Annotated in this window: 29 protein-coding genes; 11 read left to right on the top strand and 18 right to left on the bottom strand. The window is 60.6% G+C overall.

From position 1 onward, the window contains the following. Positions 1–94: 94 nt before the first annotated feature. The 7 genes from ACYASU_RS14830 to ACYASU_RS14800 all read right to left on the bottom strand — a co-directional run bounded on the left by ACYASU_RS14830 (position 95) and on the right by ACYASU_RS14800 (position 6494). Positions 95–2167, bottom strand: coding sequence for an LTA synthase family protein (locus ACYASU_RS14830; RefSeq protein ID WP_463583228.1), 2073 nt, complete (start codon positions 2165–2167; stop codon positions 95–97). A 270-nt stretch (positions 2168–2437) separates the two neighbouring features. Further along, positions 2438–3640: a type II toxin-antitoxin system HipA family toxin gene (locus tag ACYASU_RS14825; RefSeq protein ID WP_463583246.1), complete on the bottom strand. Its 1203-nt coding sequence runs from the start codon at positions 3638–3640 to the stop codon at positions 2438–2440. Between the two features lie 5 nt (positions 3641–3645). Next, the gene (locus ACYASU_RS14820; RefSeq protein ID WP_192175037.1) at positions 3646–3897 is read right to left on the bottom strand and encodes a helix-turn-helix domain-containing protein; all 252 of its coding nucleotides are present in this window, start codon (positions 3895–3897) and stop codon (positions 3646–3648) included. A 125-nt stretch (positions 3898–4022) separates the two neighbouring features. After that, positions 4023–4883, bottom strand: a complete 861-nt coding sequence (speE, locus tag ACYASU_RS14815; protein WP_282372663.1) for a polyamine aminopropyltransferase — start codon at positions 4881–4883, stop codon at positions 4023–4025. A gap of 181 nt (positions 4884–5064) precedes the next feature. Then, on the bottom strand, positions 5065–5256 hold the full coding sequence (locus tag ACYASU_RS14810) for a PLDc N-terminal domain-containing protein (RefSeq protein WP_037009073.1): 192 nt from the start codon (positions 5254–5256) through the stop codon (positions 5065–5067). Positions 5257–5365: 109 nt separating this feature from the next. After that, positions 5366–5890: a hypothetical protein gene (locus ACYASU_RS14805; RefSeq protein WP_346629595.1), complete on the bottom strand. Its 525-nt coding sequence runs from the start codon at positions 5888–5890 to the stop codon at positions 5366–5368. A 67-nt stretch (positions 5891–5957) separates the two neighbouring features. Continuing rightward, complete coding sequence (locus tag ACYASU_RS14800; RefSeq protein WP_122624151.1) at positions 5958–6494, bottom strand: ankyrin repeat domain-containing protein; 537 nt, start codon at positions 6492–6494, stop codon at positions 5958–5960. 513 nt (positions 6495–7007) lie between these two features. Between ACYASU_RS14800 and ACYASU_RS14795 the strand changes: the two genes are divergently transcribed. After that, entirely contained in the window at positions 7008–7286 is a 279-nt protein-coding gene (locus ACYASU_RS14795; RefSeq protein ID WP_074891912.1) for a DUF3509 domain-containing protein, read from the top strand. 157 nt (positions 7287–7443) lie between these two features. Here ACYASU_RS14795 and ACYASU_RS14790 read toward each other — a convergent pair whose 3' ends face one another. From ACYASU_RS14790 to aroC, 6 genes are all read right to left on the bottom strand, one after another. Then, the gene (locus tag ACYASU_RS14790) at positions 7444–8160 is read right to left on the bottom strand and encodes a helix-turn-helix transcriptional regulator (RefSeq protein WP_282373315.1); all 717 of its coding nucleotides are present in this window, start codon (positions 8158–8160) and stop codon (positions 7444–7446) included. A 322-nt stretch (positions 8161–8482) separates the two neighbouring features. After that, positions 8483–9166 (bottom strand): acireductone synthase, encoded by a 684-nt coding sequence (mtnC, locus tag ACYASU_RS14785; RefSeq protein WP_463583227.1) that lies wholly within the window; start codon positions 9164–9166, stop codon positions 8483–8485. 5 nt (positions 9167–9171) lie between these two features. After that, positions 9172–9717, bottom strand: a complete 546-nt coding sequence (locus tag ACYASU_RS14780) for a 1,2-dihydroxy-3-keto-5-methylthiopentene dioxygenase (RefSeq protein WP_074891918.1) — start codon at positions 9715–9717, stop codon at positions 9172–9174. Positions 9718–9808: 91 nt separating this feature from the next. Then, positions 9809–10438, bottom strand: coding sequence for a methylthioribulose 1-phosphate dehydratase (locus ACYASU_RS14775; protein WP_463583226.1), 630 nt, complete (start codon positions 10436–10438; stop codon positions 9809–9811). Beyond that, complete coding sequence (locus tag ACYASU_RS14770) at positions 10435–11589, bottom strand: MFS transporter (RefSeq protein ID WP_463583245.1); 1155 nt, start codon at positions 11587–11589, stop codon at positions 10435–10437. Before ACYASU_RS14770 ends, ACYASU_RS14775 begins: the two co-directional genes overlap by 4 nt. Before the next feature lie 31 nt (positions 11590–11620). Further along, positions 11621–12712 (bottom strand): chorismate synthase, encoded by a 1092-nt coding sequence (gene aroC / locus ACYASU_RS14765; protein ID WP_463583225.1) that lies wholly within the window; start codon positions 12710–12712, stop codon positions 11621–11623. 127 nt (positions 12713–12839) lie between these two features. On the opposite strand from aroC, the gene ACYASU_RS14760 reads away from it, so the two are divergent. Both ACYASU_RS14760 and ACYASU_RS14755 read left to right on the top strand, forming a co-directional pair. Continuing rightward, positions 12840–13835 (top strand): alpha/beta hydrolase, encoded by a 996-nt coding sequence (locus tag ACYASU_RS14760; RefSeq protein WP_133776631.1) that lies wholly within the window; start codon positions 12840–12842, stop codon positions 13833–13835. A 134-nt stretch (positions 13836–13969) separates the two neighbouring features. Further along, complete coding sequence (locus ACYASU_RS14755) at positions 13970–14770, top strand: hypothetical protein (protein ID WP_463583224.1); 801 nt, start codon at positions 13970–13972, stop codon at positions 14768–14770. Between the two features lie 29 nt (positions 14771–14799). Here the strand turns inward: ACYASU_RS14755 and prmB are convergent, their stop codons facing one another. After that, positions 14800–15708: a 50S ribosomal protein L3 N(5)-glutamine methyltransferase gene (prmB, locus tag ACYASU_RS14750; protein WP_463583223.1), complete on the bottom strand. Its 909-nt coding sequence runs from the start codon at positions 15706–15708 to the stop codon at positions 14800–14802. Positions 15709–15962: 254 nt separating this feature from the next. Here prmB and ACYASU_RS14745 point away from each other — a divergent pair, with 254 nt between their 5' ends. The 3 genes from ACYASU_RS14745 to ACYASU_RS14735 all read left to right on the top strand — a co-directional run bounded on the left by ACYASU_RS14745 (position 15963) and on the right by ACYASU_RS14735 (position 17808). After that, positions 15963–16586 (top strand): cysteine hydrolase family protein, encoded by a 624-nt coding sequence (locus ACYASU_RS14745; RefSeq protein ID WP_192175047.1) that lies wholly within the window; start codon positions 15963–15965, stop codon positions 16584–16586. 234 nt (positions 16587–16820) lie between these two features. Next, positions 16821–17141: a hypothetical protein gene (locus ACYASU_RS14740; RefSeq protein ID WP_192175048.1), complete on the top strand. Its 321-nt coding sequence runs from the start codon at positions 16821–16823 to the stop codon at positions 17139–17141. Positions 17142–17247: 106 nt separating this feature from the next. Then, positions 17248–17808 carry a Smr/MutS family protein gene (locus ACYASU_RS14735; RefSeq protein ID WP_065989376.1) on the top strand — a complete coding sequence of 187 codons (561 nt, stop codon included), beginning with the start codon at positions 17248–17250 and terminating at the stop codon, positions 17806–17808. Positions 17809–17884: 76 nt separating this feature from the next. Here the strand turns inward: ACYASU_RS14735 and ACYASU_RS14730 are convergent, their stop codons facing one another. Then, complete coding sequence (locus ACYASU_RS14730) at positions 17885–18073, bottom strand: hypothetical protein (RefSeq protein WP_205484118.1); 189 nt, start codon at positions 18071–18073, stop codon at positions 17885–17887. Between the two features lie 624 nt (positions 18074–18697). Between ACYASU_RS14730 and folE the strand changes: the two genes are divergently transcribed. Together folE and ACYASU_RS14720 are read left to right on the top strand one after the other, a co-directional pair. Further along, positions 18698–19243: a GTP cyclohydrolase I FolE gene (gene folE / locus ACYASU_RS14725; RefSeq protein WP_065989346.1), complete on the top strand. Its 546-nt coding sequence runs from the start codon at positions 18698–18700 to the stop codon at positions 19241–19243. A 79-nt stretch (positions 19244–19322) separates the two neighbouring features. Then, on the top strand, positions 19323–19688 hold the full coding sequence (locus ACYASU_RS14720) for a glutathione S-transferase N-terminal domain-containing protein (protein ID WP_463583222.1): 366 nt from the start codon (positions 19323–19325) through the stop codon (positions 19686–19688). 440 nt (positions 19689–20128) lie between these two features. On the opposite strand, the gene ACYASU_RS14715 is transcribed toward ACYASU_RS14720, so the two are convergent. The 3 genes from ACYASU_RS14715 to ACYASU_RS14705 are packed head-to-tail and all read right to left on the bottom strand — an operon-like array spanning position 20129 to position 22378. Then, positions 20129–20515: a lysozyme inhibitor LprI family protein gene (locus tag ACYASU_RS14715; protein WP_463583221.1), complete on the bottom strand. Its 387-nt coding sequence runs from the start codon at positions 20513–20515 to the stop codon at positions 20129–20131. Positions 20516–20548: 33 nt separating this feature from the next. Next, entirely contained in the window at positions 20549–21151 is a 603-nt protein-coding gene (locus ACYASU_RS14710; RefSeq protein WP_463583220.1) for a glutathione S-transferase family protein, read from the bottom strand. Between the two features lie 60 nt (positions 21152–21211). Next, a complete protein-coding gene (locus ACYASU_RS14705; RefSeq protein ID WP_463583219.1) occupies positions 21212–22378 on the bottom strand; it encodes an aminotransferase-like domain-containing protein in 1167 nt (388 codons plus the stop codon). Positions 22379–22459: 81 nt separating this feature from the next. Here ACYASU_RS14705 and ACYASU_RS14700 point away from each other — a divergent pair, with 81 nt between their 5' ends. From ACYASU_RS14700 to ACYASU_RS14690, 3 genes are all read left to right on the top strand, one after another. Then, the gene (locus ACYASU_RS14700; RefSeq protein WP_192175054.1) at positions 22460–22903 is read left to right on the top strand and encodes a MarR family transcriptional regulator; all 444 of its coding nucleotides are present in this window, start codon (positions 22460–22462) and stop codon (positions 22901–22903) included. A 127-nt stretch (positions 22904–23030) separates the two neighbouring features. Next, on the top strand, positions 23031–24218 hold the full coding sequence (locus ACYASU_RS14695) for a benzoate/H(+) symporter BenE family transporter (protein WP_463583218.1): 1188 nt from the start codon (positions 23031–23033) through the stop codon (positions 24216–24218). Between the two features lie 36 nt (positions 24219–24254). Then, positions 24255–24484, top strand: a 230-nt coding sequence (locus ACYASU_RS14690) for a hypothetical protein (protein WP_463583217.1), incomplete at its 3' end; no start/stop codon positions are given.

The following is a 24484-nucleotide window of genomic DNA, read 5'->3' as shown; positions in this document are numbered from 1 at the left end:
ATCGTCAGCGCACAGCTGACGTTGGCAGCCTGAAGCCGAGGATTCGCAGGCAAAAAAAACGCCCCGGTCTCGGGGCGTTTTCATCAGGCTGCGGTCATTGTGGCTTGGCGTCTTTGACCCCTGCCGTGTTGTCCAGCAGGCTCTTGGTCGCGGTCTGCAGGAAGCTGTCGAGCTTCTTGCGCAACTCAGCGACGTCCGGCGCATTCGGCATCAGCTCGGCATGGGGCTTGGTGCCCAACTCGTAGCTGTAGACCTTCGGCTCCATTTCCTTGGGTTCGATCAGGATCCGGTTGCCGGTGACCAGCGCCACGGTCTGCTCGCTGCCCGATGGCTTGATTACGCCAAAGCCCTCGTCTCCCGCCGGCAGATTGAGCAGATCGCGGCCCCAGCACTGGTGCACGGTGTCGCCACCCAGGCGGCCCATGATGGTCGGCACGATGTCGATCTGCGTACCGACGATGCTGCTGCGCTTGCCGAACTTGTCCTGCAGGCCCGGGGCGATCATCAGCATCGGCACGTTGAAACGGCCAAGGTCCATCTCGGTGATCTGCTCGTTGTTGCCGAAGCCGTGGTCACCGACGACCACAAACAGCGTGTCCTTGTAGTACGGCTCTTTCTTGGCCTTCTCGAAGAACTGACCCAGCGCCCAGTCCGAATAACGCATGGCGGTGAGGTGTTCATCCAGCGTGCCATGCCCGGTGACGCGCTCGACCGGCAGATTGGCCGGCAGTGCGTACGGCGTGTGGTTTGACAGGGTTTGCAGCAAGGCATAGAACGGCTTGCCTTTGGCCTCGCGGGCTTTCAGCTCCTCGGCGCCACGGTCGAACATGTCCTGATCGGACACGCCCCAGGTCGGGTCCGAGAACACCGGGTTCACGAAGTCGTTGCGGCCAATGAAGTTGGTCATGCCCTGGTTGCTGAAGAAGCCTGACTGGTTGTCCCAGGCGAAGTCACCGTTGTAGACGTAAACGTCGTCGTACTTGCGCGCGCTGAGCAGCTGCGGCAGACCGGACAGCTTGTGGCTGCCTTCCGGTGTCTGCATCAGGTATTCAAAGCCCGGCAGGTTAGGGAAGCACGCCATAGTGGCGAACATGCCCTGATGGGTGTGCGTACCGTTGGAGAAGAAGCGATCAAACAGCAGACCTTCCTGGGACAGTTTGTCGAAGTAAGGCGTGATGTTCGATTCGTCACCCAGCGCACCCACCGAATGGCCGGCGAAGCTTTCCATCAGGATCACGACGACGTTCTTGATCGGCAGCGTATTGGCCGGCGGCGGCGTGAAATCACGACGCACAGCGGCTTTCTCAGGATCGATCAGCTTGTCGTTGGCGGTCAGCAGCATGTCGCGGACCGTCTGCTGGGCTTCAGCCACAGGCAGGGTCGCTTTCCAGATGTTGTCGCGGTCCTCGGACATGCGGCTCTTCGCCGCCGCGATCAGCGTCAGCGTGCCGTTCAGGCCAAGGGTGTTGGCGAAGTTGGAGTCAGTGGTGTAGGCATCGCCCCAACGCAGCGGCGGGCCCTGGCGCAAGGTGCCGCGAGCGGCGATGACGGCCACCACCAGACACAGCAGGAAGACCACGGCGCGTTTGTACAATGGCGCGACCACACGGTTGTCGGCGCTGGCGACGTTGAACCCGCCACGGGGACGGGTCACGCGATCGACGCCTTTGAAGACCAGGCTCAGCAGCCAGGTCACCAGTGCCCACGCAAACAGATAACGAACCACCGGGTAGCCGTACCAGATCATGCTCAGAACGGTTTTCGGGTCTTCTTTGACGTATTGGAAAACCAGGCCGTTCAGGCGCTGGTGGAATTCACGGTAGAAGTCCATCTCCATCAGGCCGAAGAACGCGGTCAGGCTCGCAACCAGCGTCAGCCAGAAGCGAAACACCCCACGGGCCGCCATCAGGCGCGCGCTGAACAGGGACAGCAGAAGGGGAATCAGGATGTACACGACCAGACGCAGATCGAATCGCAGGCCATTGCCGAACGCCTCGACAAACGTCGAAGCCGGCGTCGCGCCGATGCCTTCGCGGTTATAGACCAGCAGCGCAACGCGCAAAAGGGTGTACAGGACCATCAGCACCAGGCCGCTCAGGAGCGTATAGGCCAGGTGCGATTTGACGGTAGGTTGCGGCGCGCGCGCCGGGGCGTCCGTTTTGGCCATGTGTTGTGGGATCCGTTGGATTCAGGTTTAGGTTCAAAAAGCGGTGCGCCCGACCACATCGAAATGCCGGTCCGGGCTGCGGGGGCCAAATATTACGTGAACCCTCGCGGTTTACCACCGATCCCGCGCATTCTTCATGACGGATCGGCTCAAACATTTATCTCAATCAGTGGGTAGCCTTGGAACGGCGCGAATCTTCCCGAAGAAACGGTGAAAATTCCGTTCATTAACGACGCCTCTCATATTTTCTTACAAAGCCTTGAATAGCGCTCACACCTTGAACGTCTGGGCATACCGCTCGACGGCGTGTTCGATGGCGTCGAAAACAGGGGGTGCGTGGGCGTTGAGCGAGGCGTTTTCCTGCAGCGACGCCTGCACCGCTGCGATCAGCCGTTCGATGCGAACATTCGGTTTGCGGATGTCGCAGGTCGACGCCAACGTCAGAATGCCGAGCCGCGAGCCGAACAGGCTTTTCGAGCCATCCAGACGCAGGGCGAGCGCGTCGTCCTTTATGTACGCGGTGGTGTTGACGATGTCGTAGGCTGGCGCCAATTGAGCGTCCGCCCCCAGCGGGTCGCGATACAGCACCCCGAAGTTCTTCAAATGAGCATCGCCGTTGCCGACCATGCAACTGAGCGCGACGATATCGAAGAACTGATCCAGCGAATCACGCACATGCTCCGGCGCGCAGAACAAGCGAATGGCCTTGGCGATGTTTTCGTAGCTGGAGTCGTATTTCTGCTCAGTGCCCAGGCCCATCAGCACGGCCATGTCCTCGAAGCCGATGGCACGCTGGTCAGCGTCCCGATCAAAGCGACGCATGACGAACAGCTGGCGGTTATCCGACAGATAAAATTCCGGTACCGGCATGCCGGCTCTGCGCGCAGCATCCATGCACACGTACTCGTTGACGGCAAGCCCGGGGAAGTCCGCCCTCCCCGACTTGACGATCAATTCGGGCATCAACAGTGTGGCTTTAGGGTCCGTAACGAAGTCCGAATCGGGCACGATGACTTTGGGCTGAACGCCTGAAATCCCGGTGCGCAAAATGTACTGATCGACCAGTTCGGCAAACAGATCCTGCGTCCCGTCCCAACTGAGTATCTGCCCCAGGCTTTTGCCTACCACGGGGCCCGCCCCACCCAGCAAGTCGTCGATCATCGGCGATGCCACTGCAACGCGGCCGACGGGCGAACCGCTACCGGTCAATGCCATGAGCAGCATGGGGTTGACGGGCGTGGTTTTGGCGAGGCGATTGCGCAACTGTTCCAGCACGAAGCCTTCGGGCAGGTTCATCTGGAAGACGGGATGCAGGCTGCGCGAGACGTAAGCCGCATCGCGAACGCCCATGGTCAGGCTGATCTGCGACGCCGGGCTGGCGTCCAGGCCATAGCGAAACAGGTAGTCGCCGGACTCAGACGCCGACAGCTCACCGCTCTCACCTTCCGGGGTAAAAATGCGTACACGATCCAGCGGTTTCACTGGAACACCTCGCGCAGCTCTTCAAACGTCGGGCGTCGGGCGGAAACGACTTTTATCTCGGCATTCAACGCGGCCAGCACCTTGGCGTAGAAATTCACCGCCACAGTCGGGCTGCCTTTTTCGACTTCGGCGAGCTTTTGCCGTGTCATGCCCGACTGGTAGGCCAGCTGCACCTGAGTAAGGCCGCGGGATTTGCGCATCTCTTCGATCTGGCTGCCCAAGCGCTCGAGCAATAACGTCGCGTCCATTTGTCACGCCTGCATAACATTAAACAATCAATGGAATGTATACGTGACATGACTGGCGAGCAAGGAGAAGTTACGCAAACCTGACATCGCCTGGCTAATGTCATGCTTGCGTAACATATCAGCCGTCAGAAGTTGCTGGGCTTGCTGATCGCCTGAAGCACGTACTGCGGCAATGCGAAGGCGCCGATGTGAACCTCAGGGTTGTAATAACGGGTAACGATACCGCTGCCGGCGAATCGCTGACGCAGGGTATCCAGCGAAACTTTGCGGTGCTCGGAATCCGTCGAGCCCCAGGCAAACGTCATCGCGCCACCAATATAGGTGGGCACCGCTGCCTGATAGAAATGCCAGTCGGCGAACAGGCCATTCATGCGCCCTGCCGTGGTCTGCACTTCGCTCAGCTGCATGAACGGCGTGCCGTTCTGCGTGACCAGAATCCCGCCTTCGTTAAGGCAGCGATGGCAGGCCTGATAGAAGTTTTCCGAAAACAGCACTTCGCCCGGCCCGATCGGGTCCGTCGAATCGGAAATGATGACGTCAAATTTTTCCTGAGTGGTGGCAACGAAGCGCATGCCGTCGTCGATGACCAGGTTCAGACGCGCATCATCGAAAGCGCCTTTGGAGTGGTTCGGCAGGTACTCCTTGCACATCTCGACCACAGTGCCGTCGATCTCGACCATGGTGATGTGCTCGACCGTCGCGTGCTTGGCGACTTCGCGCAGCATGCCGCCATCGCCACCGCCGATGATCAGCACACGTTTGGCGCGGCCGTGGGCCAGGATCGGCACGTGGGTGAGCATCTCGTGATAGATGAACTCGTCGGCTTCGGTCGTCTGAATCACGCCGTCCAGCGCCATGACCCGGCCCATGCGCGGGTTTTGAAAGATCACCAGATGCTGATGCTCGGTGCGCACTTCATGCAGCATCTTTTCCATGCGAAAGCGCTGGCCGTAGCCTTCGTACAACGTTTCTTGATAATCGCTCATGGATGGAGTCCCCGATAACTACTGATGACAGGACGGCAGGCCGCCCACAAGAAGGCGCGCATTCTACGTCGCGGAGCATGACAGGTCGAATGTCGTGGTGGCGCGGGTGATCTGGCAAAACAAAAACGCCCGACTGGCCAGGCCAGTCGGGCGTCATGTGTTCTGAAGCCTTGCTGCGATACTAGATGCGCACGTTGCCACGCGGGCCAGCGATTGCCCAGATGATCAGGCCCAGTACCGGCAGGATGACGATCAGCAAAATCCAGAGAATTTTCTTCCCGGTTTCCGCGCCGCTTTTCAGCACGTTGATGATGGCCCAGATATCCAGCGCCAGAATGATCAGGCCAATCAGACCGTTGAAGGTAGAACCCATGGTGTTGCTCCTAATTGAAGGCTTGCTCACTTGAGAGTGGCGGGCTGCAATGAGGGTTCCGTTGGTCGGCAGGGATATTTCTCGGCGCAGCAAAACGCGGTGACGGAGATCAAACCTGCGCCTTGAGCGCCTCCAGCGCGGGCTCTATCAATATGCCGAGCTCGACGCCGAGTGCCATGACCCGCTCAACGTCAGCGCCGTAGACCAGCACCGTTTGCAACACGTGGTCCAGCGGCTCGCTGATGTCCATCAGCACATACCCGCCCATGTCCTTGTTCATGCTGGAAAGCTGAATCTGAATACGGTTAAGCGCGGCCAGGGGTTCAGCTTTGGTCAGCTGTTTGGGCTTGATGTTGAACGCCACGTTGGGGCCGAAAGACGCCATGATCTCGGTGAGCAGATCAGGGTAGGTATCAGCCTGAAGCAAGACGGTATCAGGCAGGCTGCCGATGACGACCCACTCGCCCAGCGGGATCGGGAAGGTGTCGTCGAAATTGATGTCGGGGTTGGCGGTCAGAAATGCATCGGGGTCGGCGTAAGCCTGGGCGGCTTCGTCGGCGATTTTTTCGATTTCTTCATCGCTCATGCAGCCGGAGCTGATCTTGCTGATGAATTCGATGAGTGAAGCTTTCATGGCAGATCGTCCGGGGGCTGAAAAACAGGCGCGCAGGATAGCTGGAAATGCTGCGCGCCTCTATCGCTTACGCCCCCAGACGTGTGAGCTGTTCGGCGGTCTCGGTCGCGCCCATGGTCTGCGCGGCCATCAGCGGGGTGACGCCCTTGGCATCCTGGATGTGAGGGTTGGCACCCTTGGAGATCAGGTAGTCGACGATCGCGGTACGGTTGAACATCGCCGCCATCATCAATGCGGTACGGCCGTCGGCTGATGCGCCTTCGACGTCTGCGCCGCCTTCCACAAGGATCTTCACGGTTTCCAGATCGCCCTTGAACGCAGCGCCGGCGATCGGGCTCTGGCCATTGTCGTTGCGCAGTTCCGGGTCAGCCTTGTGCTTGAGCAGCACCCGCACGGCATCTTGATGACCATGGTAGCTGGCCAGCATCAACAACGTGTCGCCTTTATGGTTGCGAAGATTGGGGGTCAAGCCGTTTTCCAGCAGCCGGTCGAGCATCGGGGCGTCACCGGCACGAGCCCGGTCGAACACCTGCTCGGCAAATTCCAGTGCCTCTTCGTCTGTCATGCGCGTGGCAGAACCGGGCGTGGTGGGGGCTTCTGACATTTCTTAACTCCAGTAGCGCAAGGCATTGCGCGGAACAAAATCAAAGGATGCGGCGATTCATGGGCCAGGCAATCTATGAGCCGTGGACAAAGCCTGTAGTTCCACTGATGACGCCATCACTCATGGCGCACCGTCGATAGCGCCGCCGCAGATGACACCAACGATGCCAGCTTCATCAACCGGCGCCAAACGATCAGTTTCAATGAGCCCGACAGCGCAAGCTGACACCCCGGCGAGAAAATTTCGCAACAAAACGAAATAAATCCCGGATACCGCTGTCTCAGTTATGTCCGCAAAGCGCGACTCCCGCCCCGCAGCACTCCTTCACCACCCCCCCACTCCGGTAAATTGCAGGATGCACGAGAGGCATTCATGCAAATTGCACGAAGCAGAATTTTTGTAAAACATGTAAACCCTTGATTTTATTGATATTTATTTAGCGTCAAAAGCTGGCACAGTCACTGCACTAGTCATTCCAAGCTTGTTATCCCATGAGCAATGGAGCCTCTAGACATGACTTTCATCCAAGAAAAATTCGCATCCGTATTTTCCGATTTCGAAGTCACCACCCAGCCGCGTCCGGACGGTGGCGTTCTGTTGACTCTGCGCAATGAAGAAGGCACCAACATCCGCCGCTGCGTGTCTTACGCTCAACTGCACACCCCAGTACAACTGGAATGGGTGATCAGCGCGATTCGTCGCGACCTGGCCGCACAAGCCAGCGAGCTGCCCGCTATCTCGATGTTGCAGAGCCAGCACCGTTTTGATCTGCCTACTTATCACACCCGATAAGTACGAAGCCGGAACCTGGCGTTCCGGTAGCAGCACGTTTCACTCTCATCGAAGCATCCCTTGTAGATTCCCGCGATAGTCGATGCTATCGCGGTTTTTTTTTGGGCTTTTTTTCGCTGAGGGCGACGTTAGACGCTGGCGCGCATTGGGCCTCCGTCTACTGGATGATTCCCCGACACAATGCCTCGCCCACGGCCTGAGCGCGGTTGGTGACCCCGAGCTTGGCGTAGATGCTCTTGAAGTGATGCTTCACGGTCGCCTCCGAAACTTCTTTTATCAGCCCGATCTCCCACGCCGTCTTGCCTTCTCGCGCCCATTTGAGGATCTCCAGTTCTTTCGGAGACAGCGCCCGCGTCTGCAGTTGTCGGCCCTTCCCCGCCACGTGAAGCATCGGCACCAGACTGGTGAGCAGGTAGCGATCGTTGTGGCTCAGCGGTCGCTCCATGCCGTTGAGCGTGCAGATGGTGACGACGCCCTGATTGGCGCGCGTCTGGCTGCTGTAGCCATAGGAAAACGCCGGAAGCAGGTCGCAATCCTCCACCGCAGCCATGTAGGCCGCAGACGGCGGGTAGGTCTTGAAGGCCTCTTCCCAATTCAGAAAACCCATGGTGTGGCGGTAGCAACGGATAACCGGGTCTTCGATCATCAGGCGTCCCTGGCAATAAAGATCCTTCCAGTAGCTGTCGACGTTCGACGTGATGCAACTGAGCAGCACGCCGTTGCGATACTGATAAAGCATGGCCCGTTCGCTGCGGCATTCAGCCCGTAGCCAGTCAAGTGCGTTGGCAATGGCCGCATCGCCGTCCTGTTCAGTGATGCTGGTGACCATTTGTTGTATCAACGGACTCAGCGTCCCTGTCTGTGCGTTTTTCATGTTCCCCTCCCGTTTAAAACCATCAAATTCGCAGCCCTGATGCCCCTTGGATTTTTTATGCATGGCAGCTGAAAACGGCGTCAGGTGCTGTCGTCAACACGACCGCACGAGGCGCATTCAAAAGCTGTCAGGGTGCGACAGGCGAAGGGTTACACAGTCGAGGAGGGTTAAACACAGCGTCGAAAACAAACAGGCATGCCTGACCGTGAAACAAGCAACTTCCCACAAACGAACAAAAACCAACTTACATTTTTCCGCATTTGGATACAAAAACGGCCAATGTCAGAGACATCGGCCGTCGGTTTTCAGCACACCAGATTCATCAGAAAGCGCTGGGCTCTATCGCCGTAAAACTGCTCACGTTGATGTGCCCGTTCAGTTCTCCGCCATCGCGCACCAGTGCGCAGGTGGCCATGCCGGCCTGTTGCGCGGCATCGAGCTCTTCGACGATGTCGGACAGGAACAGAATCGCTTCCGCCGGCTGGCCGATGCTTGACGCAATTGATCGATAGGACGCCTCGGCACGTTTGGGCCCGGAGGTGGTGTCGAAGTAGCCGCTGAACAGCCCGGACAGATCGCCTGCCTCGGAGCAGCCAAAGATCAGCTTCTGCGCCTGGATCGAACCCGAGGAGTAGACGTACAACGCGTACCCCGCCTGATGCCAGCGTTTCAGCGCCTCGACGGCATCCGGGTAAACGTGTCCCTTGAGCTGCCCGGCCTGGTAACCCTGCTGCCAGACCATGCCCTGCAACGCCTTGAGCGGCGTGGCTTTACGGTCTTCAGCGATCCATTGCAACAGGATCTCGATGACCCGGTCGACACTCGCGTCAGGTTCAGCACTGTCGTTGCGCACGGCCTGCAACTGCGCGGCCACGTCGGGTTCGCCGGCATGCTGCCGAACGAACCCGGGCAGATGCTGCTTGGCGTACGGAAAGAGCACGTCGAAGACGAAGCTCACCGCGCTGGTGGTGCCTTCGATGTCAGTCAGGATCGCTTTGATGGTCATGGTGATCAGTCTTCCAGACGCGGGAACTGGCTGGCGATGCTTTCGCCGGTGAACTTGGCCACCCAGCCTTCCGGGTTGTTGAACAGGCGAATGGCAACGAAATGCGGATGCTCGCCCATGTCGAACCAGTGACGGGTGCCGGCCGGAACCGAGATCAGGTCGTTTTTCTCGCACAGCACGGCGTAGACGAAGTCGTCGATGTGCAGGGTAAACAGCCCGCGGCCGGCAACGAAGAAACGCACTTCATCTTCGCCATGCTGATGCTCCTCGAGGAACTTGGCGCGCAGTTCGGCCTTCTGCGGGTGGTCACTGTTGAGGCTGATCACATCGACAGTCACGTAACCGCGCTCGGTCATCAGCCTGTCGATCTGGGTGCGGTAGGCCGCGATGACCTCCTCCTGACTGGCGCCGGGGGTGATCGGCGTTGCCGCCTGCCAGCGGTCAAACGCCACGCCGTGCTCGGCCAGGGTCGAAGCAATGTCTTCCAGGTGGGTCAGGACCTTGTTGGGCAGTTCGGGGGATGACACGTGGTAAACGGACAGACTGCTCATTGCGGGGCTTCCTCGGTTCGGTCCGCGTCTGTCGGCTCTGGGGCCGATCAGATGCGTTTGATTCAGGCAGTGGGGACGCTGCGTGCAACCATCAACGCTGGAGCGATGAGCGGTTGAGCACGGACAGGGTCTTGAGCTCGCATTCGAACAGGAATTCGAAGGCTTCGATCTGGCGCAAGGCATCGCTCATCTTCGCGCCCCAGGTGTACAAACCATGACCGCGAATCAGGTAACCGGCGCAGTCAGGGTGTTGATCCAGCCAGGGCTGAACCTTGCCTGCCAGCCGGGAAATGTCCTGATCGTTGGCGAAAATCGGCACCACCACTTTTGATTCATGGGTGGAAACGCCGCTGAAGGCTTTTTGCAGCTCGTAGTCCTCGAACACCAGATGATCGCCGGCAGTGAGCCGGGACAGCACGGTGGCGTTGACCGAGTGAGTGTGCAGCACGGCGCCTACCGCGGGCTTGGAGCTATAAAGCTGTGTGTGCAGCAGGGTTTCGGCCGACGGCTTTTTGCCGGGTTCCAGGCTGTTGCCGGCCAGGTCGGTGGCCAGCACGTCGTCGATGCCCAACTGGCCCTTGTGCTTGCCGGAGACGGTCAGCAGCGCTTCGGTCGGCGACAGGCGCACGGAATAATTGCTGCTGGTGGCGGGCGACCATCCCCGGGCGTACAGAAACTGCCCCGCTTCGATGATTTCCCGAGCCAGTGCTTCGCGACTCATACGCGCTCCTCTTTCATACATGTGACGGTCAGGACGGCAGCGGCCACGGCCGCCAGACTCGCAATGGCAAAGGTCCAGCTGGCGCCCAGCGCGTTCCAGCTGTAACCGGAATACAAAGCGCCCATCGCCCCGCCGGTGCCGGAAAGGGCGGCGTACAACGCTTGACCCTGACCTTGCTGGCGTGGGCCAAAACTGCGTTGCACGTAATGCACGGCCGACGCATGAAAGCTGCCGAAGGTGGCTGCGTGCATCAGTTGGGCGACGATCAGAATCGCCAGATGATCGGCCAGATTACCCAGCAAAAGCCAGCGCAATGCGGCGATCACGAAGCTGGTGATCAGCACCTGACGGACACTGAAGCGCTGCAGCACACGGCTCATCGCCATGAACATCAACACTTCAGCGATCACCCCCAGCGCCCACAGCAGGCCAATCATCCCGCGGCTGTAGCCGAGGTGTTCCAGGTGCAGCGTTAGAAAGGTGTTATACGGCCCGTGGCTCAGTTGTATCAATGCGACGCTGACATAAAACGCCAGCACGCCCGGCCTGATCAGCTGCCTGAGAAAGCCCTCCCCCGCGACCCGCACGCCCGAGACCACCGGTTGAGCATTCGGCACCCACCAACTGCTGGCGATAATGCCGAGCAGGATCAACAGCAGCAGTTGCGGGTAGTAATCCAGGCTGAACCACTCCAGCATCCGGCCCAGCACGACCACCGAAAGAATGAAGCCGATGGATCCCCACAGCCGGATCTGGCTGTAGCGGGAAGTCTGGCCCTGCAAATGCGTCAGCGTGATGACTTCGAATTGCGGCAGCACCGCGTGCCAGAAAAACGCATAGAGGGCCATGACCATCGCCAGCCAGGCGTAGGACGTGTCGACGAGAATCAGGCTGAAACAGGCCAGCCCGCAAATGGCGCCGAAGCGCACGATGGTCAGGCGTCGGCCGGTGTAATCGCCGAGCCAGCCCCAGACGTTGGGCGCAACGCAGCGCATCAGCATCGGGATAGCCACCAGTTCGCCGATGCGCGCGGCGGAAAATCCCAGATGGCTGAAATACAGCGCCATGTAGGGCGCCGTGGCCCCAAGCAGGGCGAAATAGAAGAGGTAGAAGCTGGCGAGCCGCCAGTAAGGAAGCGCCGCCACGCTCAGATGACCGCAGCGGCAACGCGCGGCTCAGGCATTACAGCTGACCCAGAATCGGCGTCGTGACGCGCACGTCAGCGTTTTGCCCGCGATGGCGCAGCAGATGGTCAACCAGCACGATAGCCATCATCGCTTCGGCAATGGGCGTGGCGCGGATGCCGACGCACGGGTCGTGGCGGCCTTTGGTGATGACCTCGACGGAATTGCCATCGACGTCGATCGAGTGCCCCGGCGTGGTGATGCTGGAGGTCGCTTTCAGGGCCAGATGCGCAACGATCGGCTGGCCGGACGAAATCCCGCCGAGGATGCCGCCGGCGTTGTTCGACAGAAAACCTTCCGGGCTCATTTCGTCACGATGCTCGGTGCCACGCTGGGCAACGCAGGCAAAGCCGGCGCCGATCTCGACGCCCTTGACCGCGTTGATGCTCATCAGCGCGTGGGCCAGCTCGGCATCGAGACGGTCGAAAATCGGCTCGCCCAGCCCCGGCATCACCCCTTCGGCCACGACCGTGATCTTCGCGCCCACCGAGTCCTGATCGCGACGCAGCTGGTCCATGTAGGCTTCCAGCTCCGGCACCTTGCTCGGGTCAGGGCTGAAGAAGGCGTTGTCTTCCACCGAATCCCAGGTCTTGAACGGGATTTCGATCGGGCCGAGCTGGCTCATGTAGCCGCGAACGGTGATGCCCTGGGTGGCGAGAAAATTCTTGGCGATGGCCCCGGCGGCGACGCGCATGGCCGTTTCCCGCGCAGAGCTGCGACCGCCGCCACGGTAGTCGCGGATACCGTATTTGTGGTGGTAGGTGTAATCGGCGTGGGCGGGCCGGAACAGGTCCTTGATCGCCGAGTAGTCCTTGGACTTCTGATCGGTGTTGCGAATCAGCAGGCCGATGGACGCGCCGGTGGTCTTGCCTTCGAAGACGCCGGACAGGATCTCGACCTCGTCGGGCTCCTGACGCTGGGTGGTGTGGCGGCTGGTCCCCGGCTTGCGGCGGTCGAGGTCACGCTGCAGGTCTTCCAGCGACAGCTCGATGCCCGGCGGGCAGCCGTCAACGATGGCAACCAGTGCCGGACCGTGGCTTTCGCCGGCAGTGGTGACAGTGAACAGCTTGCCGTAGGTATTGCCGGACATGCGGGAGGCTCCGAGGACGTTCAAAAACTCAAGCGCGCCAGTATACGCAGGCTTATGGCGCAGTTCATCCTCGAACCTTATTCATTTGCCCGCGTCCAATTGACACTTTATTGATGACGGTCCTGCAATGCTAAGCGCCTTACCCCTGATTCGCGGCTTCTGGCCGCTGCGAGCGATCATCTTGAGCCTGACCCTGCTGTCATCCATCGCCCATGCCGGAACGCCCGTCGTGCTGCAGCGTCCCATCAGCCTGGACACCGGCACCGGCGAGCTGTTCGGCACGCTGCTGCTGCCTAAATCGGCGAAACCGGTGCCCGTGGTGTTGATCATCGCTGGCTCAGGGCCGACCGACCGTGATGGCAACAACTCCGACGGCGGACGCAACGACAGCATGAAGCGTCTCGCCCTGATCCTCGCCAAGCACAACATTGCCAGCGTGCGTTACGACAAGCGCGGCGTTGCGGCCAGTCGCCCCGCCACCCCGGACGAGCGCGATCTGAGCATCGAGAAGTACGTCGACGACGCGGTCGCCTGGGCCGCCAAACTCAAGACCGACTCGCGCCTGGGCCCTCTGATTCTGATGGGCCACAGTGAAGGCGCACTGGTCGCCACCCTAGCGGCAGAACGTGCGGGCGCCGTCGCGTTGATTTCCGTAGCCGGCACCGGTCGCCCGGTGGATCAAGTGGTCCGCGAGCAACTGCAGGATCGCCTCCCTCCTCCGCTGCTGGCGCGCAGTGAGCAACTGATCGAAGAGATCAAGGCCGGCAAGACCGACAACGACGTGCCCGAACCCCTTCAGGTGGTGTTCCGCCCGAGCGTGCAGCCTTACCTGATTTCACTGTTTCGGCAGAACCCGACGGCAGCGTTCGGGCAACTGAAAATCCCGACGTTGATCATTCAGGGCCGCAACGACATGCAAGTGGGCGTGGGCGACGCCGAGCTGCTGCACAAGGCCAAACCCGACTCGCAACTGGCGATCATCGACGGCATGAACCACGTGCTGCGCATCGTGCCGATGGACATCAAGCGGCAGTTGGCGTCCTACAAGGATCCGCAGTTGCCGTTGGCCAGCGAAGTGACCGACCGCATCCTGAAATTTCTCGACTCGGTACCGGCCGCCTGAGGCCGGTGCTCTTCTCGTTGACGCGGAAGTCGACACACGATCCCTTTAGCTTCGTCAGAAACGGCCGATAGCTGTCTGCTGGCATCGTGTGCCGGTGCCATGTGCCGGGCAATGTCGATAACAGGATCGCCGTGATGACAGAAGCAACCATGCAAACCGACGCGGTCGAGCCGACCGAAGCCAAAGAAGGCGAAGTCGCCGCGCCTGTCTTGTGGGAAGAGGTGCATGCGGAGCACTTCTCGATGCTGCGTCTGGCGCCCCTGCCTACCGACCGTGCGACCGGCGCCCGCCCGCTGCGCTTCGTCGAGTTCGGCAAGGCCGAGCGCCACAACAAGGAATTCAGCCTGCTGCGCATGACCTATCAGTTGCCGGGGCAGAAGACCCGCAAAGAACAGGATTGTCTGGATATCTGGGTGGATCATGCCAATCGCAGCGTTCGCGTGGGCCCGGCGTCCGGCTTGCAGATCGATCCGTGGAACCGTGGGCTAGGCCGTTTCATGCTGGCCCAGGGCATCGCCTGGGCGCAGAAACGATGCGCCGCGTACAAGATTGAAGGCGTCGCACTGGCGAATAAGGATGCGCTCAACGAGGACACGCGCCTGCGTCGCGATCACTTCCTCAAGACCCAGGGTTTCGAAGTCGTCTACGCCGATGCGCAGCACCTGAAAGGCACCATCAAGGACGCCAAGGTCGGCAACCTCAATAACACCTGGAACGCCGACAAAATCCAGATCGTGCAGATCCTCGACGCCGCGCAGATGTTGCAACAGGCCGAACAGAGGATTCAGGAACAGGACGTCACGATCAAGAAGTCCGAAGACAAGGTCAGCAAATACCGCCGGGACGACGCCGGCTTGCGCTTCACCATCGCCTGCCTGGTCACCTTCGCCGTGTTTCAGGCCGGCCTGCTGATCTGGATTGCGACGCATCGGTGACCCGGCGTCGCACATCGCCAACTGCCTGACTAGATCCGCGCTGCAAACAGATCCTGATGAGTGCGGCACTGCTCGGCTGTCAGCATGAACACGCCGTGGCCGCCACGCTCGAATTCCAGCCAGCCGAAGTCCACTTCCGGGTACAGCGCTTCGACGTGAACCTGGCTGTTGCCGACTTCCACGATCAACAAGCCCTTCTCGTTCAGATGATTGGCGGCCTGGGCCAGCATGCGCCGCACCAGATTCAAGCCGTCGTCACCGCAGGCCAGCGCCAGCTCGGGTTCGTGCTGGTATTCGTCAGGCATGTCGGCGAAATCTTCGGCATCGACGTACGGCGGGTTGGACACGATCAGGTCAAAACGCTGGCCCGGCAGGCCGTCGAAACCATCGCCCTGCACGGTGTACACGCGCTGGTCCACGCCATGGCGCTCGATGTTCTGATTCGCCACTTCCAGCGCCTCGAACGACAAGTCGGCCAACACGACCTCAGCGTCGGGGAACACGTCGGCGCAGGCGATGCCAATGCAGCCGGAGCCGGTGCAGAGGTCGAGGATGCGGGCCGGATCGCTGGCCAGCCAGGGTGCAAACCGCTGCTCGATCAGTTCACCGATGGGCGAGCGCGGAATCAGCACGCGCTCGTCAACGATGAATGACATCCCGCAGAACCACGCTTCACCCAGCAGATACGCCGTGGGCACGCGCTCTTCGATGCGTCGCTTGATCAGGTGTTGCACCGCCACCAGCTCTTCGTCTTCAAGGTTGCAGTCCAGGTAACTGTCGGCAATTTCCCACGGCAGGTGCAGGGCGCCGAGCACAAGTTGGCGGGCTTCGTCCCACGCGTTGTCGGTGCCATGGCCGAAAAACAGGTCTTCCCCGTGGAAACGGCTGACAGCCCAACGGATATGATCGCGCAGGGTGCGCAGGCGGGAAGTGATCACGGCAGACTCCTTGAAAAAACGACGGGCGATTCTATCAGCCATCCACGCAACAAACGATCCCGCACCGGGCGCAGCGGCCTCGCGCAAAAACTTTCCACAGTCTTTACCTCGTTTTGCAGGCACTATGACAGCAACCGCGACCTGCTCGACGGCTTGAAGCCCGGCAAAAAAGCGAGGTCTGTGAGCATGGCGATTCACAGAATCGCTCTGCCAGTGGACAATGTGGCAAAAGCCCCACTCGAAGGAGCCCCCCGATGTCTGTTTCAAACACTGGTCCCAAGACCATGTTTCAACTCAGTGGCCGTGAATACGCAGCGGCCACATTAAGTAATGCCACCCTGATCATCATCGATGCGCAGAAGGAATACCTCAGCGGCCCTCTCGCCCTGACCGGCGTTCAGGACGCCATCAACAACATCGTCAAACTGGTCGCCGCCGCGCGTGCAGCGAAGTCGCCGATCATTCACGTGCGTCATCTGGGCACCGTGGGCGGAATGTTTGATCCCCAGGGCGAGCGCGGGCAATTCGTGCCTGAACTGCAGCCGCAGGGTGACGAAATCATCATCGAAAAACGCCTGCCGAACGCGCTGAACGGGACCGTCTCCACCGACGACCGCACCACGCTGCACAGCCTGCTGGAGAGCCGTGGCCGGCTGGACCTGGTGGTGTGCGGTTTCATGAGCCACTCCAGCGTCAGCACTACCGTGCGCGCGGCCAAGGACTACGGGTTTCGCTGCACGCTCGTGGAAGACGCCTGCGCCACCCGCGATCTGCCGACCCCGAGCGGCGTCATCAAGGCCGAGCTGGTGCAGCAGGCGGAGATGGCAATCATGAACGACAACTTCGCCAAACTGGCGCTGACCAAAGACCTGATCTGAATCCTCCCTCAACAGGAGCTGTTGCAACGAGCTGACTGCGCATGCCCCTCGCGCGGATCATTTTCCGGCAGTTCCTGAAGAAAAGGCGTACAAATGCAGTCGTCAGGCGGGGTTAACCCTGTTCACCTGACCGCCTATCCGTAATCGATTCGTAATGCCCCTGAAACCTGGCCAGGCGGGAACCACCCCCACGCTGTGCGGGTCAGAGCGCCGATACCCATAGAGGAAATCGGAATGAAAATATCCGATGGTTTTGATGCCCGTCGCCTGCGCCCCAAGGGCCAGGGCAGCTGGCGGATGCGCATTATTGCAGCGATGTCGGCCGTTCTGGCCACCGCTGGCGTGCTGCTGGCAATGGCCGGTGTCGCCAGCCTGATCGGCAACCCCGTCGCACTGGGCGAACTCAACGCCAGTCCAGCGGGCGCTGCGGTCACAGTCATCGTCGGTTTGTTGATGCTGTATGTCGGCATCTGGTTCTGGCGCCGCAGTCGCCGCCGCCGCCGTCGTGCCGGCGAACTGAACATGTCTCCCCACCTGATGAAGAAGCACGACTGACCTTCGCGTCATCCGCTGCCGTTTAATCATCGAAAGCCCTGATCATCGATAGTCGCGCCGATTCTGGCGTGACGCGGTTAAACTGGCCCCCTTCGCGGAGACCACCATGCAAGACGACGATTTTTCCCTGTTCAGAAGTGAAATTCGCGGCGTAAAGCCCATCAAGACTGAACATGCGGACGTAGGAAAACCCAAAACCGACCGTAAGAACCTGGCCAAGCTGCGTCAGGCGGCCACCGTGCGCTCCGATGCGACGATTACCGTTGATGGTCTGTCAGACCAGTTCGTGATCGATGTCGGCCCTGAAGACACGCTGTACTGGGCCCGTGACGGGGTGCAGGAAGGCCAGATGCGCAAGCTCAAGCTGGGGCAGATCAGCTTTGAAGGCAGCCTGGACCTGCATGGCATGAGCGTCGAAATGGCGCGCGAGACAATGTGGGAATTTCTCGCCGAGGCGGCCAAGCTGGAAGTGCGCTGCGTGCGGATTACCCACGGCAAGGCGGTGCGGCTGGACGGCAAGCGGCCGATGATCAAGAGCCACGTCAACACGTGGTTGCGTCAGCATCAGCAGGTATTGGGATTTGCTTCGTGCATCGCCAAGCATGGCGGCGCAGGCGCGGTGTACGTGATCCTCAAGAGGACCATGATGGAAGGGCGTGACGAGTAAGGCAGGCGTCTGCCGACCAGTCCTTGTGGGAGCGACACCCCCGGTCGCTCCCACCGCTCATTAAGCGCTCATCCGATCAACGCGGGCCAGGACCGCCGCCACCGCCACCGCCGCCACCCGGGCCACCGCCTTCATAGTGACCGCCGCCACCACCGCCTCCGTGACCGCCGTGGCCTCCCCCGCCCGGGCCCCAGAATGGCCAGCATCCGGACATGGCCGACATCACCGCGATGACCATCGCGACTTTCGCTATACGACTCAACATTTCGATTTCTCTCTTAAAGCGGGCTTGATCACAGGTATTCATCACCTGTTGCTTCTGACAGCACAAGCCTGCGAATCCGCGTCGTGGTTTGGTACCGATCAGGTATCGAGCCTGATACGAAACCCAACAAAAAGGCCGCGAGGGATCGGTTCCCTTCGCGGCCTGTGCTTCATGCGTCAAATGATCAGTAAAAATCAGCGGCGGTAGTAACCCGGTCCAGGTCCAGGGCCGTAACCGCCCCGTCCGCCATCGTATGGGCCACCGTCGTAATAGCGGTGTTCATGCCAGCCACCGCCGTGGCGGCCCCAACCCGGTCCGAAAAAACACCCCGAAACCGACGACGCCAGGGCAATCACCAGTGCGATTTTCGCGATTCGGCTAAACATCATAAGCACTCTCTTCATCCGGGCATCTATCACCCGTAACTTCAGACATCAGCCCGACACATTCCGACATATCCCCTCGGTAAAGGTTGGGTAAAGGTCGGCTGACACAGTCACGGCGGCGCCATGCCGCAGGCGTCTCGGCCGCCTGCCGTACCCCTGCGCGTCCAGCTACGCTACTATGTGCGCCTTTGCAGGCCCGCAACCCTGCGTTTTTTGAACCCACACGGAACACACCCCTGTGACTCTGGAACAGAACTACACCGCCATCCTCGGTCAACTCGGCGAAGACGTCTCCCGCGAAGGCCTGCGCGACACCCCGAAACGCGCAGCCAAAGCTATGCAGTACCTTTGCCGCGGCTATGAGCAAACCCTCGAAGAAGTCACCAACGGTGCGCTGTTCAGCTCCGACAACAGCGAAATGGTGGTGGTCAAGGACATCGAGTTGTATTCGCTCTGCGAACACCATTTGCTGCCCTTCATCGGCAAGGCCCACGTCGCCTATATCCCGAGCGGCAAAGTGCTGGGCCTGTCGAAGGTCGCGCGCATCGTCGACATGTACGCCCGTCGCCTGCAGATCCAGGAAAACCTCAGCCGCCAGATCGCCGAAGCCATTCAGCAGGTCACCGGCGCGCTGGGTGTGGCAGTGGTCATCGAAGCCAAGCACATGTGCATGATGATGCGCGGCGTCGAGAAGCAGAATTCGTCGATGATCACTTCGGTGATGCTGGGTGAATTCCGCGAAAACGCCGCGACCCGCACCGAGTTTCTCAGCCTGATCAAGTGATCCCGGCGTCCTGAAGGCCGCAGCATCAGGCTGCGGCTGTCTGGCGGTTCGTGCCGCCGAGTGAGGTTTTAGCGTGTTGATGAAAGCAGTGAGAGTCGGTCTCGGCCAGCTCGTAATCGCGGGCGATTTCCTGACCCGGCCGAGCAAAAAGAAGCGTTCTCCCGAAGCCCAGGCTGCCGTCGATGCGTCGGCGAAAGCGCTGACGCTGTATCAGTTCCACGCCTGCCCGTTCTGCGTGAAAACCCGCCGGGCGCTGCGCCGTTTGAATCTGCCTGTGGCCCTTCGTGACGCGAAGAACAACGAGCCCGATCGTCAGGCGCTGCTCAGCGGCGGCGGCCGGATCAAGGTGCCGTGCCTGCGGATCGAGGAAGAAGGCCAGACGGTGTGGATGTATGAATCGAAGGTGATCGTTGATTACCTGGAGAAGCGATTCTCGGCGGTTTGATGCAGTCCACTCCCACGGGATCGGGGGTCAACTCATCCTCTCAGCCATTCCGCAAAACCTGTGGGAGTGAGCTTGCTCGCGAAGGCGGCGTGCCTGCCGATGGAAATTCAGTGCGTTGACTGGCCAATTCGCGAGCAAGCTCGCTCCCACGGGATCGGGGGTCGGCTCAGCTCTCAGCCATCCCGCAAAACCTGTGGGATCCGGGGTCGGCTCACCCTCTCAGCCATTCCGCAAAACCTGTGGGATCCGGGGTCAACTCACCCTCTCAGCCATTCCTCAAAACCTGTGGAAGTGAGCTTGCTCGCGAAGGCGGCGTGCCTGCCGATGGAAATTCAGTGCGTTGAATGGCCAATTCGCGAGCAAGCTCGCTCCTACAGGAGTTGCGTCATCGGCGGGCCAACGTGGTGTCAAAGCCACAAAGCCAGCCTAAAATTGAGCAGTTACTTCGGGCAGCCTTCCTGGCGACACGCCGTATACACCTTCAATTGCTCAACCCGCACTTTGGTCTGCGCTGACAGGCATTGCGCCTGCACCAGCGGCCACATGCTCCCGCCCTCCTCCCGCTTGCCGGCCTGATACCGGCAATCGGCGTCGCGAAACGCGATCCACTTCTTCTGCGCATCCTGCAGGGCTTTCTTGCGCGCCGGGGTCTTCAGGTAGCCCATCTGCGCGTTGTATTGGGTGTTCAATTCGGCGTCCAGCGCTTTGTATTCCTGGCTCGCGCACTGGTTCATCGACGCCTGATTGGCGTCGCAGTCCTGCGCCTGGGCCGAGCAGCCGATGCCCAGCGCCATGAGCATCCCGACTGCGATCATCCTGTACTGCATGTCTCATCTCCTTATAAGTGAACAACGCTGAAGTCAGTCCAGCATGCCGACGTAACCCGGTTGCTGCTTGACCCGCGCTAGCCAGGCTTGAATCGCCGGGAACTGCGTCAGGTCGAAGCCGCCCTGATCGGCGACGTGGGTGTAGGCGTACAGCGCGATGTCGGCGATGGAGAAGTTGTCGCCCACCAGAAACGGCGTGCGCAGCAGCTGTTGCTCCATGACTTTCAGCGCCTTGTTACCGCGCCGGTGCAACGAGTGGTATTCCTCCATCCGATCCTCTGGCATCCCCAGATAAAACTGAATGAAGCGCGCCACCGCCAGGGTCGGCTCATGGCTGTACTGCTCGAAGAACTGCCATTGCAGCATTTGCGTGCGCAGGCGCGGCTCGGTCAGCAGGTAAGGCGTGCCTTCGGCGAGGAAGTTGAGAATCGCGTTGGACTCCCACAGGCAGGTGCCGTCTTCGAGCTCAAGGACCGGAATCTTGCCGTTCGGGTTCTTCGCCAGAAACGCTTCGGTTTCGGTCTCGCCCTTGAGGATGTCCACCGGCACCCACTCGTATTCCGCGCCGAGCAGGTTGAGCATCAGCTTGATCTTGTAGCAGTTGCCCGAGTTGTAATCGCCGTAAACCTTGTACATCAGCCCTCTCCCCTCAATCGTGTGCCGTCAGTCGTGCCGGTCGTGCGTGTGCGTAATGTATCAGGCCGCCTGTGAAAGCTGTGTGTGCCGAATGACGGCGGCCAGTCGTTTCAAGCCTTCGTCCAGGCGCTCGGGGTCGATGTGACTGAAATTGAGCCGCAGATACCCCGGGTTCGCGTCCGGATCGGCAAAGAACGGTTCGCCCGGCATGAACGCGACATTCTGCGCCAGGGCGCTGTCGAGCAACGTGCGGGTGTCGATTTTGTGCTTGAGCGTCAGCCAGAAAAACAAGCCGCCCTGGGGACTGTTCCATTCCGCCAGATCAGCGAAATGCCGCTGCAGCGCGGCTTCGAACGCATCGCGACGGGTGCGGTAGAAGCTGCGCAACTCCAGCAGATGCTGCTCGTACTGCTCGCTGCCGATCCACTGCAACGCCTGCCATTGGCCCACGCGATTGGTGTGCAGATCCGCCGATTGCTTGAGCTTGAGCAGGCGCGGGAACAGGTCGGGCGTGGCGATCAGGTAGCCGACGCGCAACCCCGGCATCAGGGTTTTCGACACGGTACCGGTGTAGATCCAGCTGGCTTTTTTCAGGCGGCTGACGATGGGCCGGGCGCTGCCGCCATCAAACGTCAGCTCGCGGTAGGGCTCGTCTTCGATCAGGGTGACGCCAAACTCGTCGAGCAACGCCGCCACCGCATCCCGCGCAGCTTCGCTGTAACGCACCGCCGACGGGTTCTGGAATGTGGGAATCAGGTAGGCGAACGACGGCGAGTGCTGCTCCAGTCGCTGACGCAGCGCTTCAAGATCAGGGCCTTCGGCGAGCAGCGGCACGGTCAGGCAGTCGGCGCCGAACAGCTGGAAGATCTGCAGCGCGGCCAGATAGGTCGGCGCTTCGAGGAGGATCTCGGTGCCCTTGTCGATGTACAGCTTGGCGGCCAGGTCCAGCGTCTGCTGGGAACCGCTGACGATCATCACCTGACTCGCGTCGCAGTCGATGCCCAGCGCCCGCGCCTGAGCGGCCAACGCCTCACGCAACTGCGGCTCGCCTTCGCTCATGCCGTACTGGCCGATACTGCTCGGCATGTCAGACCATTCACTCTTCGGCAACATGGCCTCGGCCGGCAATCCGCCTGCGAACGACATCATCTCCGGACGCTGGGCGGCGGCGAGGATTTCGCGAATCAGTGAACTCTTCAAACGGGTAACGCGTTCGGAAAATGGCATGGGATCACCGCTGGCGGAAAGAAAGGGGAATACGTCAAACTGGTTGACCGAAATTACGATGCCGCGCACGGATACGTCAATATGCTTGACCTTAAAAATTCATCCACCCAGCAAATTGCCATGGAAGCGTTTTTCTTCGGCTACCAGGCGTTCACCGCCAAGGCCGATGAAATGCTCGACCGTCGTGGCCTGAGTCGGGTGCACCAGCGCATCGTGTTTTTCATCGCTCGCTACCCTGGCCTGAGCGTGAAGGAATTGCTCGGCAAGCTCGGGGTGAGCAAGCAGGCGCTGAACACGCCGCTGCGGCAGTTGATTGAGATGGAGCTGGTGCTCAGCGTTGCGCCCGAGGACGACAAACGTAAGCGCCTGCTGGAGCTGACCGCCGAGGGACGCAAATTTGAAGAGTCGTTGCGCCGCGAGCAGGTCAAGCTGCTGCAACGGGTGTTCGCCGAAGCCGGGCAAGACGCGGTGGATGGCTGGATGGCGGTGAATCAGGCGTTGGGCAACACGATGACCCGCGGCTGACCCGCCGTTTGCAGACCGCGGCCGAAACTGTGCCGACCATTGCGCCGATGGCTGTATTGCAACGGGGCATGACCACTGCGTATAGGCTGGCAGCTCTGTTCAACCGCTGCGCCAAGGATAGACCCGCATGACTGACGTGCCCCTCGCGCCATTGCGACCGCTGACCGACTCCTCGCCCTCCGCCATCGCCGCCGGCTTCATCGCCATGATGACCGGGGTCACCAGTTCGCTGGTGCTGATGTTTCAAGCCGGTCAGGCCGCCGGGCTGACCTCGGCGCAGATTTCCTCGTGGATCTGGGCGCTGTTCATGGGCATGGCGGTGTGCAGCATCGGCCTGTCGTTGCGCTATCGCTCGCCGATCACCGTGGCGTGGTCGACGCCGGGTGCGGCGCTGCTGATCACCAGCCTGGGCGGCGTCGCCTACCCCGAAGCCATCGGCGCGTTCATCACCTGCGCGGTATTGGTGATCATTTGCGGCGTGACCGGGAGCTTCGAACGGCTGGTCAAGCGCCTGCCGACATCACTGGCAGCGGCCCTGCTGGCGGGGATTCTGTTCAAGATCGGCAGCGAAATCTTCGTCGCCGCGCAACACCGCACCGGCCTGGTGCTGGGCATGTTTTTCACCTACCTGATCGTCAAACGCTATTCGCCGCGCTACGCCGTGCTGGTCACCTTGCTGGTCGGCGTCGCGCTGTCGGGCATGCTCGGCCTGCTGAACTTCAGCGGCTTCGCCCTGGAAGTGGCGATGCCGGTGTGGACCACGCCGTCGTTCTCCATCGCTGCGACCATCAGCATCGGCATTCCGCTGTTCGTCGTCGCCATGACCTCGCAGAACATGCCGGGCGTTGCGGTGCTGCGCGCCGACGGTTATCAGGTTCCCGCCTCGCCTCTGATCACCGCCACCGGGATCATCTCGCTGATCACCGCGCCCTTTGGCGCCCACGGCATCAACCTCGCAGCCATCAGCGCCGCCATCTGCACCGGCCCCCACGCCCACGAAGACCGCGACAAGCGCTACACGGCGGCGATCTGGTGCGGGATTTTCTACGCCATCGCGGGGGTGTTCGGTGCAACGCTGGCGGCACTGTTCGCGGCGTTTCCCAGAGAACTGGTGCTGTCGATTGCCGCCCTGGCGCTGTTCGGTTCCATCATCAACGGCCTGACCGTGGCCATGAACGAGCCGAAAGAGCGCGAAGCCGCGCTGATCACCTTCATGGTCACAGCGTCGGGGCTGACGCTGTTCTCCATCGGTTCGGCGTTCTGGGGGATCGTCGCGGGGGTGTTGACGCTGGTGATTCTCAACTATCGCAAATGAGCGCTCGCGGCATGCCACTCTTATGCAGGAGCGCGCTTGCCCGCGATTCGCGGTAAGTCAGCCGACATCAATGGCAGCAGGCAGATTGCATTCACGGGCAAGCGCGCGCTCGTCAAACATACCAACTCCGCCGATGTATCTGGCGACCTACGGATTGTGGGAGATTCTATGGTTGTCATCAAGCCAAAATCCCCCCTTTCGGTTGATATTCGCTCTGATTTTTCATCAGGGAGAACGCGATCCGAGCGAGTTTGCGGCCAAGCATG

Source organism: Pseudomonas sp. HP_12, assembly GCF_055283955.1.
Note: the sequence above shows the minus strand (reverse complement) of the source record. Positions and strands in the feature narration are given on the sequence as shown.

Coding starts and splice junctions, on each gene's coding strand:
- ACYASU_RS14830 (WP_463583228.1), bottom strand. CDS start 2,167: ATGGCCAAAACGGACGCCCCGGCGCGCGCGCCGCAACCTACCGTCAAA.
- ACYASU_RS14820 (WP_192175037.1), bottom strand. CDS start 3,897: ATGGACGCGACGTTATTGCTCGAGCGCTTGGGCAGCCAGATCGAAGAG.
- speE (WP_282372663.1), bottom strand. CDS start 4,883: ATGAGCGATTATCAAGAAACGTTGTACGAAGGCTACGGCCAGCGCTTT.
- ACYASU_RS14810 (WP_037009073.1), bottom strand. CDS start 5,256: ATGGGTTCTACCTTCAACGGTCTGATTGGCCTGATCATTCTGGCGCTG.
- ACYASU_RS14805 (WP_346629595.1), bottom strand. CDS start 5,890: ATGAAAGCTTCACTCATCGAATTCATCAGCAAGATCAGCTCCGGCTGC.
- ACYASU_RS14800 (WP_122624151.1), bottom strand. CDS start 6,494: ATGTCAGAAGCCCCCACCACGCCCGGTTCTGCCACGCGCATGACAGAC.
- ACYASU_RS14795 (WP_074891912.1), top strand. CDS start 7,008: ATGACTTTCATCCAAGAAAAATTCGCATCCGTATTTTCCGATTTCGAA.
- ACYASU_RS14790 (WP_282373315.1), bottom strand. CDS start 8,160: ATGAAAAACGCACAGACAGGGACGCTGAGTCCGTTGATACAACAAATG.
- mtnC (WP_463583227.1), bottom strand. CDS start 9,166: ATGACCATCAAAGCGATCCTGACTGACATCGAAGGCACCACCAGCGCG.
- ACYASU_RS14780 (WP_074891918.1), bottom strand. CDS start 9,717: ATGAGCAGTCTGTCCGTTTACCACGTGTCATCCCCCGAACTGCCCAAC.
- ACYASU_RS14775 (WP_463583226.1), bottom strand. CDS start 10,438: ATGAGTCGCGAAGCACTGGCTCGGGAAATCATCGAAGCGGGGCAGTTT.
- aroC (WP_463583225.1), bottom strand. CDS start 12,712: ATGTCCGGCAATACCTACGGCAAGCTGTTCACTGTCACCACTGCCGGC.
- ACYASU_RS14760 (WP_133776631.1), top strand. CDS start 12,840: ATGCTAAGCGCCTTACCCCTGATTCGCGGCTTCTGGCCGCTGCGAGCG.
- ACYASU_RS14755 (WP_463583224.1), top strand. CDS start 13,970: ATGACAGAAGCAACCATGCAAACCGACGCGGTCGAGCCGACCGAAGCC.
- ACYASU_RS14745 (WP_192175047.1), top strand. CDS start 15,963: ATGTCTGTTTCAAACACTGGTCCCAAGACCATGTTTCAACTCAGTGGC.
- ACYASU_RS14740 (WP_192175048.1), top strand. CDS start 16,821: ATGAAAATATCCGATGGTTTTGATGCCCGTCGCCTGCGCCCCAAGGGC.
- ACYASU_RS14735 (WP_065989376.1), top strand. CDS start 17,248: ATGCAAGACGACGATTTTTCCCTGTTCAGAAGTGAAATTCGCGGCGTA.
- ACYASU_RS14730 (WP_205484118.1), bottom strand. CDS start 18,073: ATGTTGAGTCGTATAGCGAAAGTCGCGATGGTCATCGCGGTGATGTCG.
- ACYASU_RS14720 (WP_463583222.1), top strand. CDS start 19,323: ATGAAAGCAGTGAGAGTCGGTCTCGGCCAGCTCGTAATCGCGGGCGAT.
- ACYASU_RS14715 (WP_463583221.1), bottom strand. CDS start 20,515: ATGCAGTACAGGATGATCGCAGTCGGGATGCTCATGGCGCTGGGCATC.
- ACYASU_RS14710 (WP_463583220.1), bottom strand. CDS start 21,151: ATGTACAAGGTTTACGGCGATTACAACTCGGGCAACTGCTACAAGATC.
- ACYASU_RS14705 (WP_463583219.1), bottom strand. CDS start 22,378: ATGCCATTTTCCGAACGCGTTACCCGTTTGAAGAGTTCACTGATTCGC.
- ACYASU_RS14700 (WP_192175054.1), top strand. CDS start 22,460: ATGCTTGACCTTAAAAATTCATCCACCCAGCAAATTGCCATGGAAGCG.
- ACYASU_RS14695 (WP_463583218.1), top strand. CDS start 23,031: ATGACTGACGTGCCCCTCGCGCCATTGCGACCGCTGACCGACTCCTCG.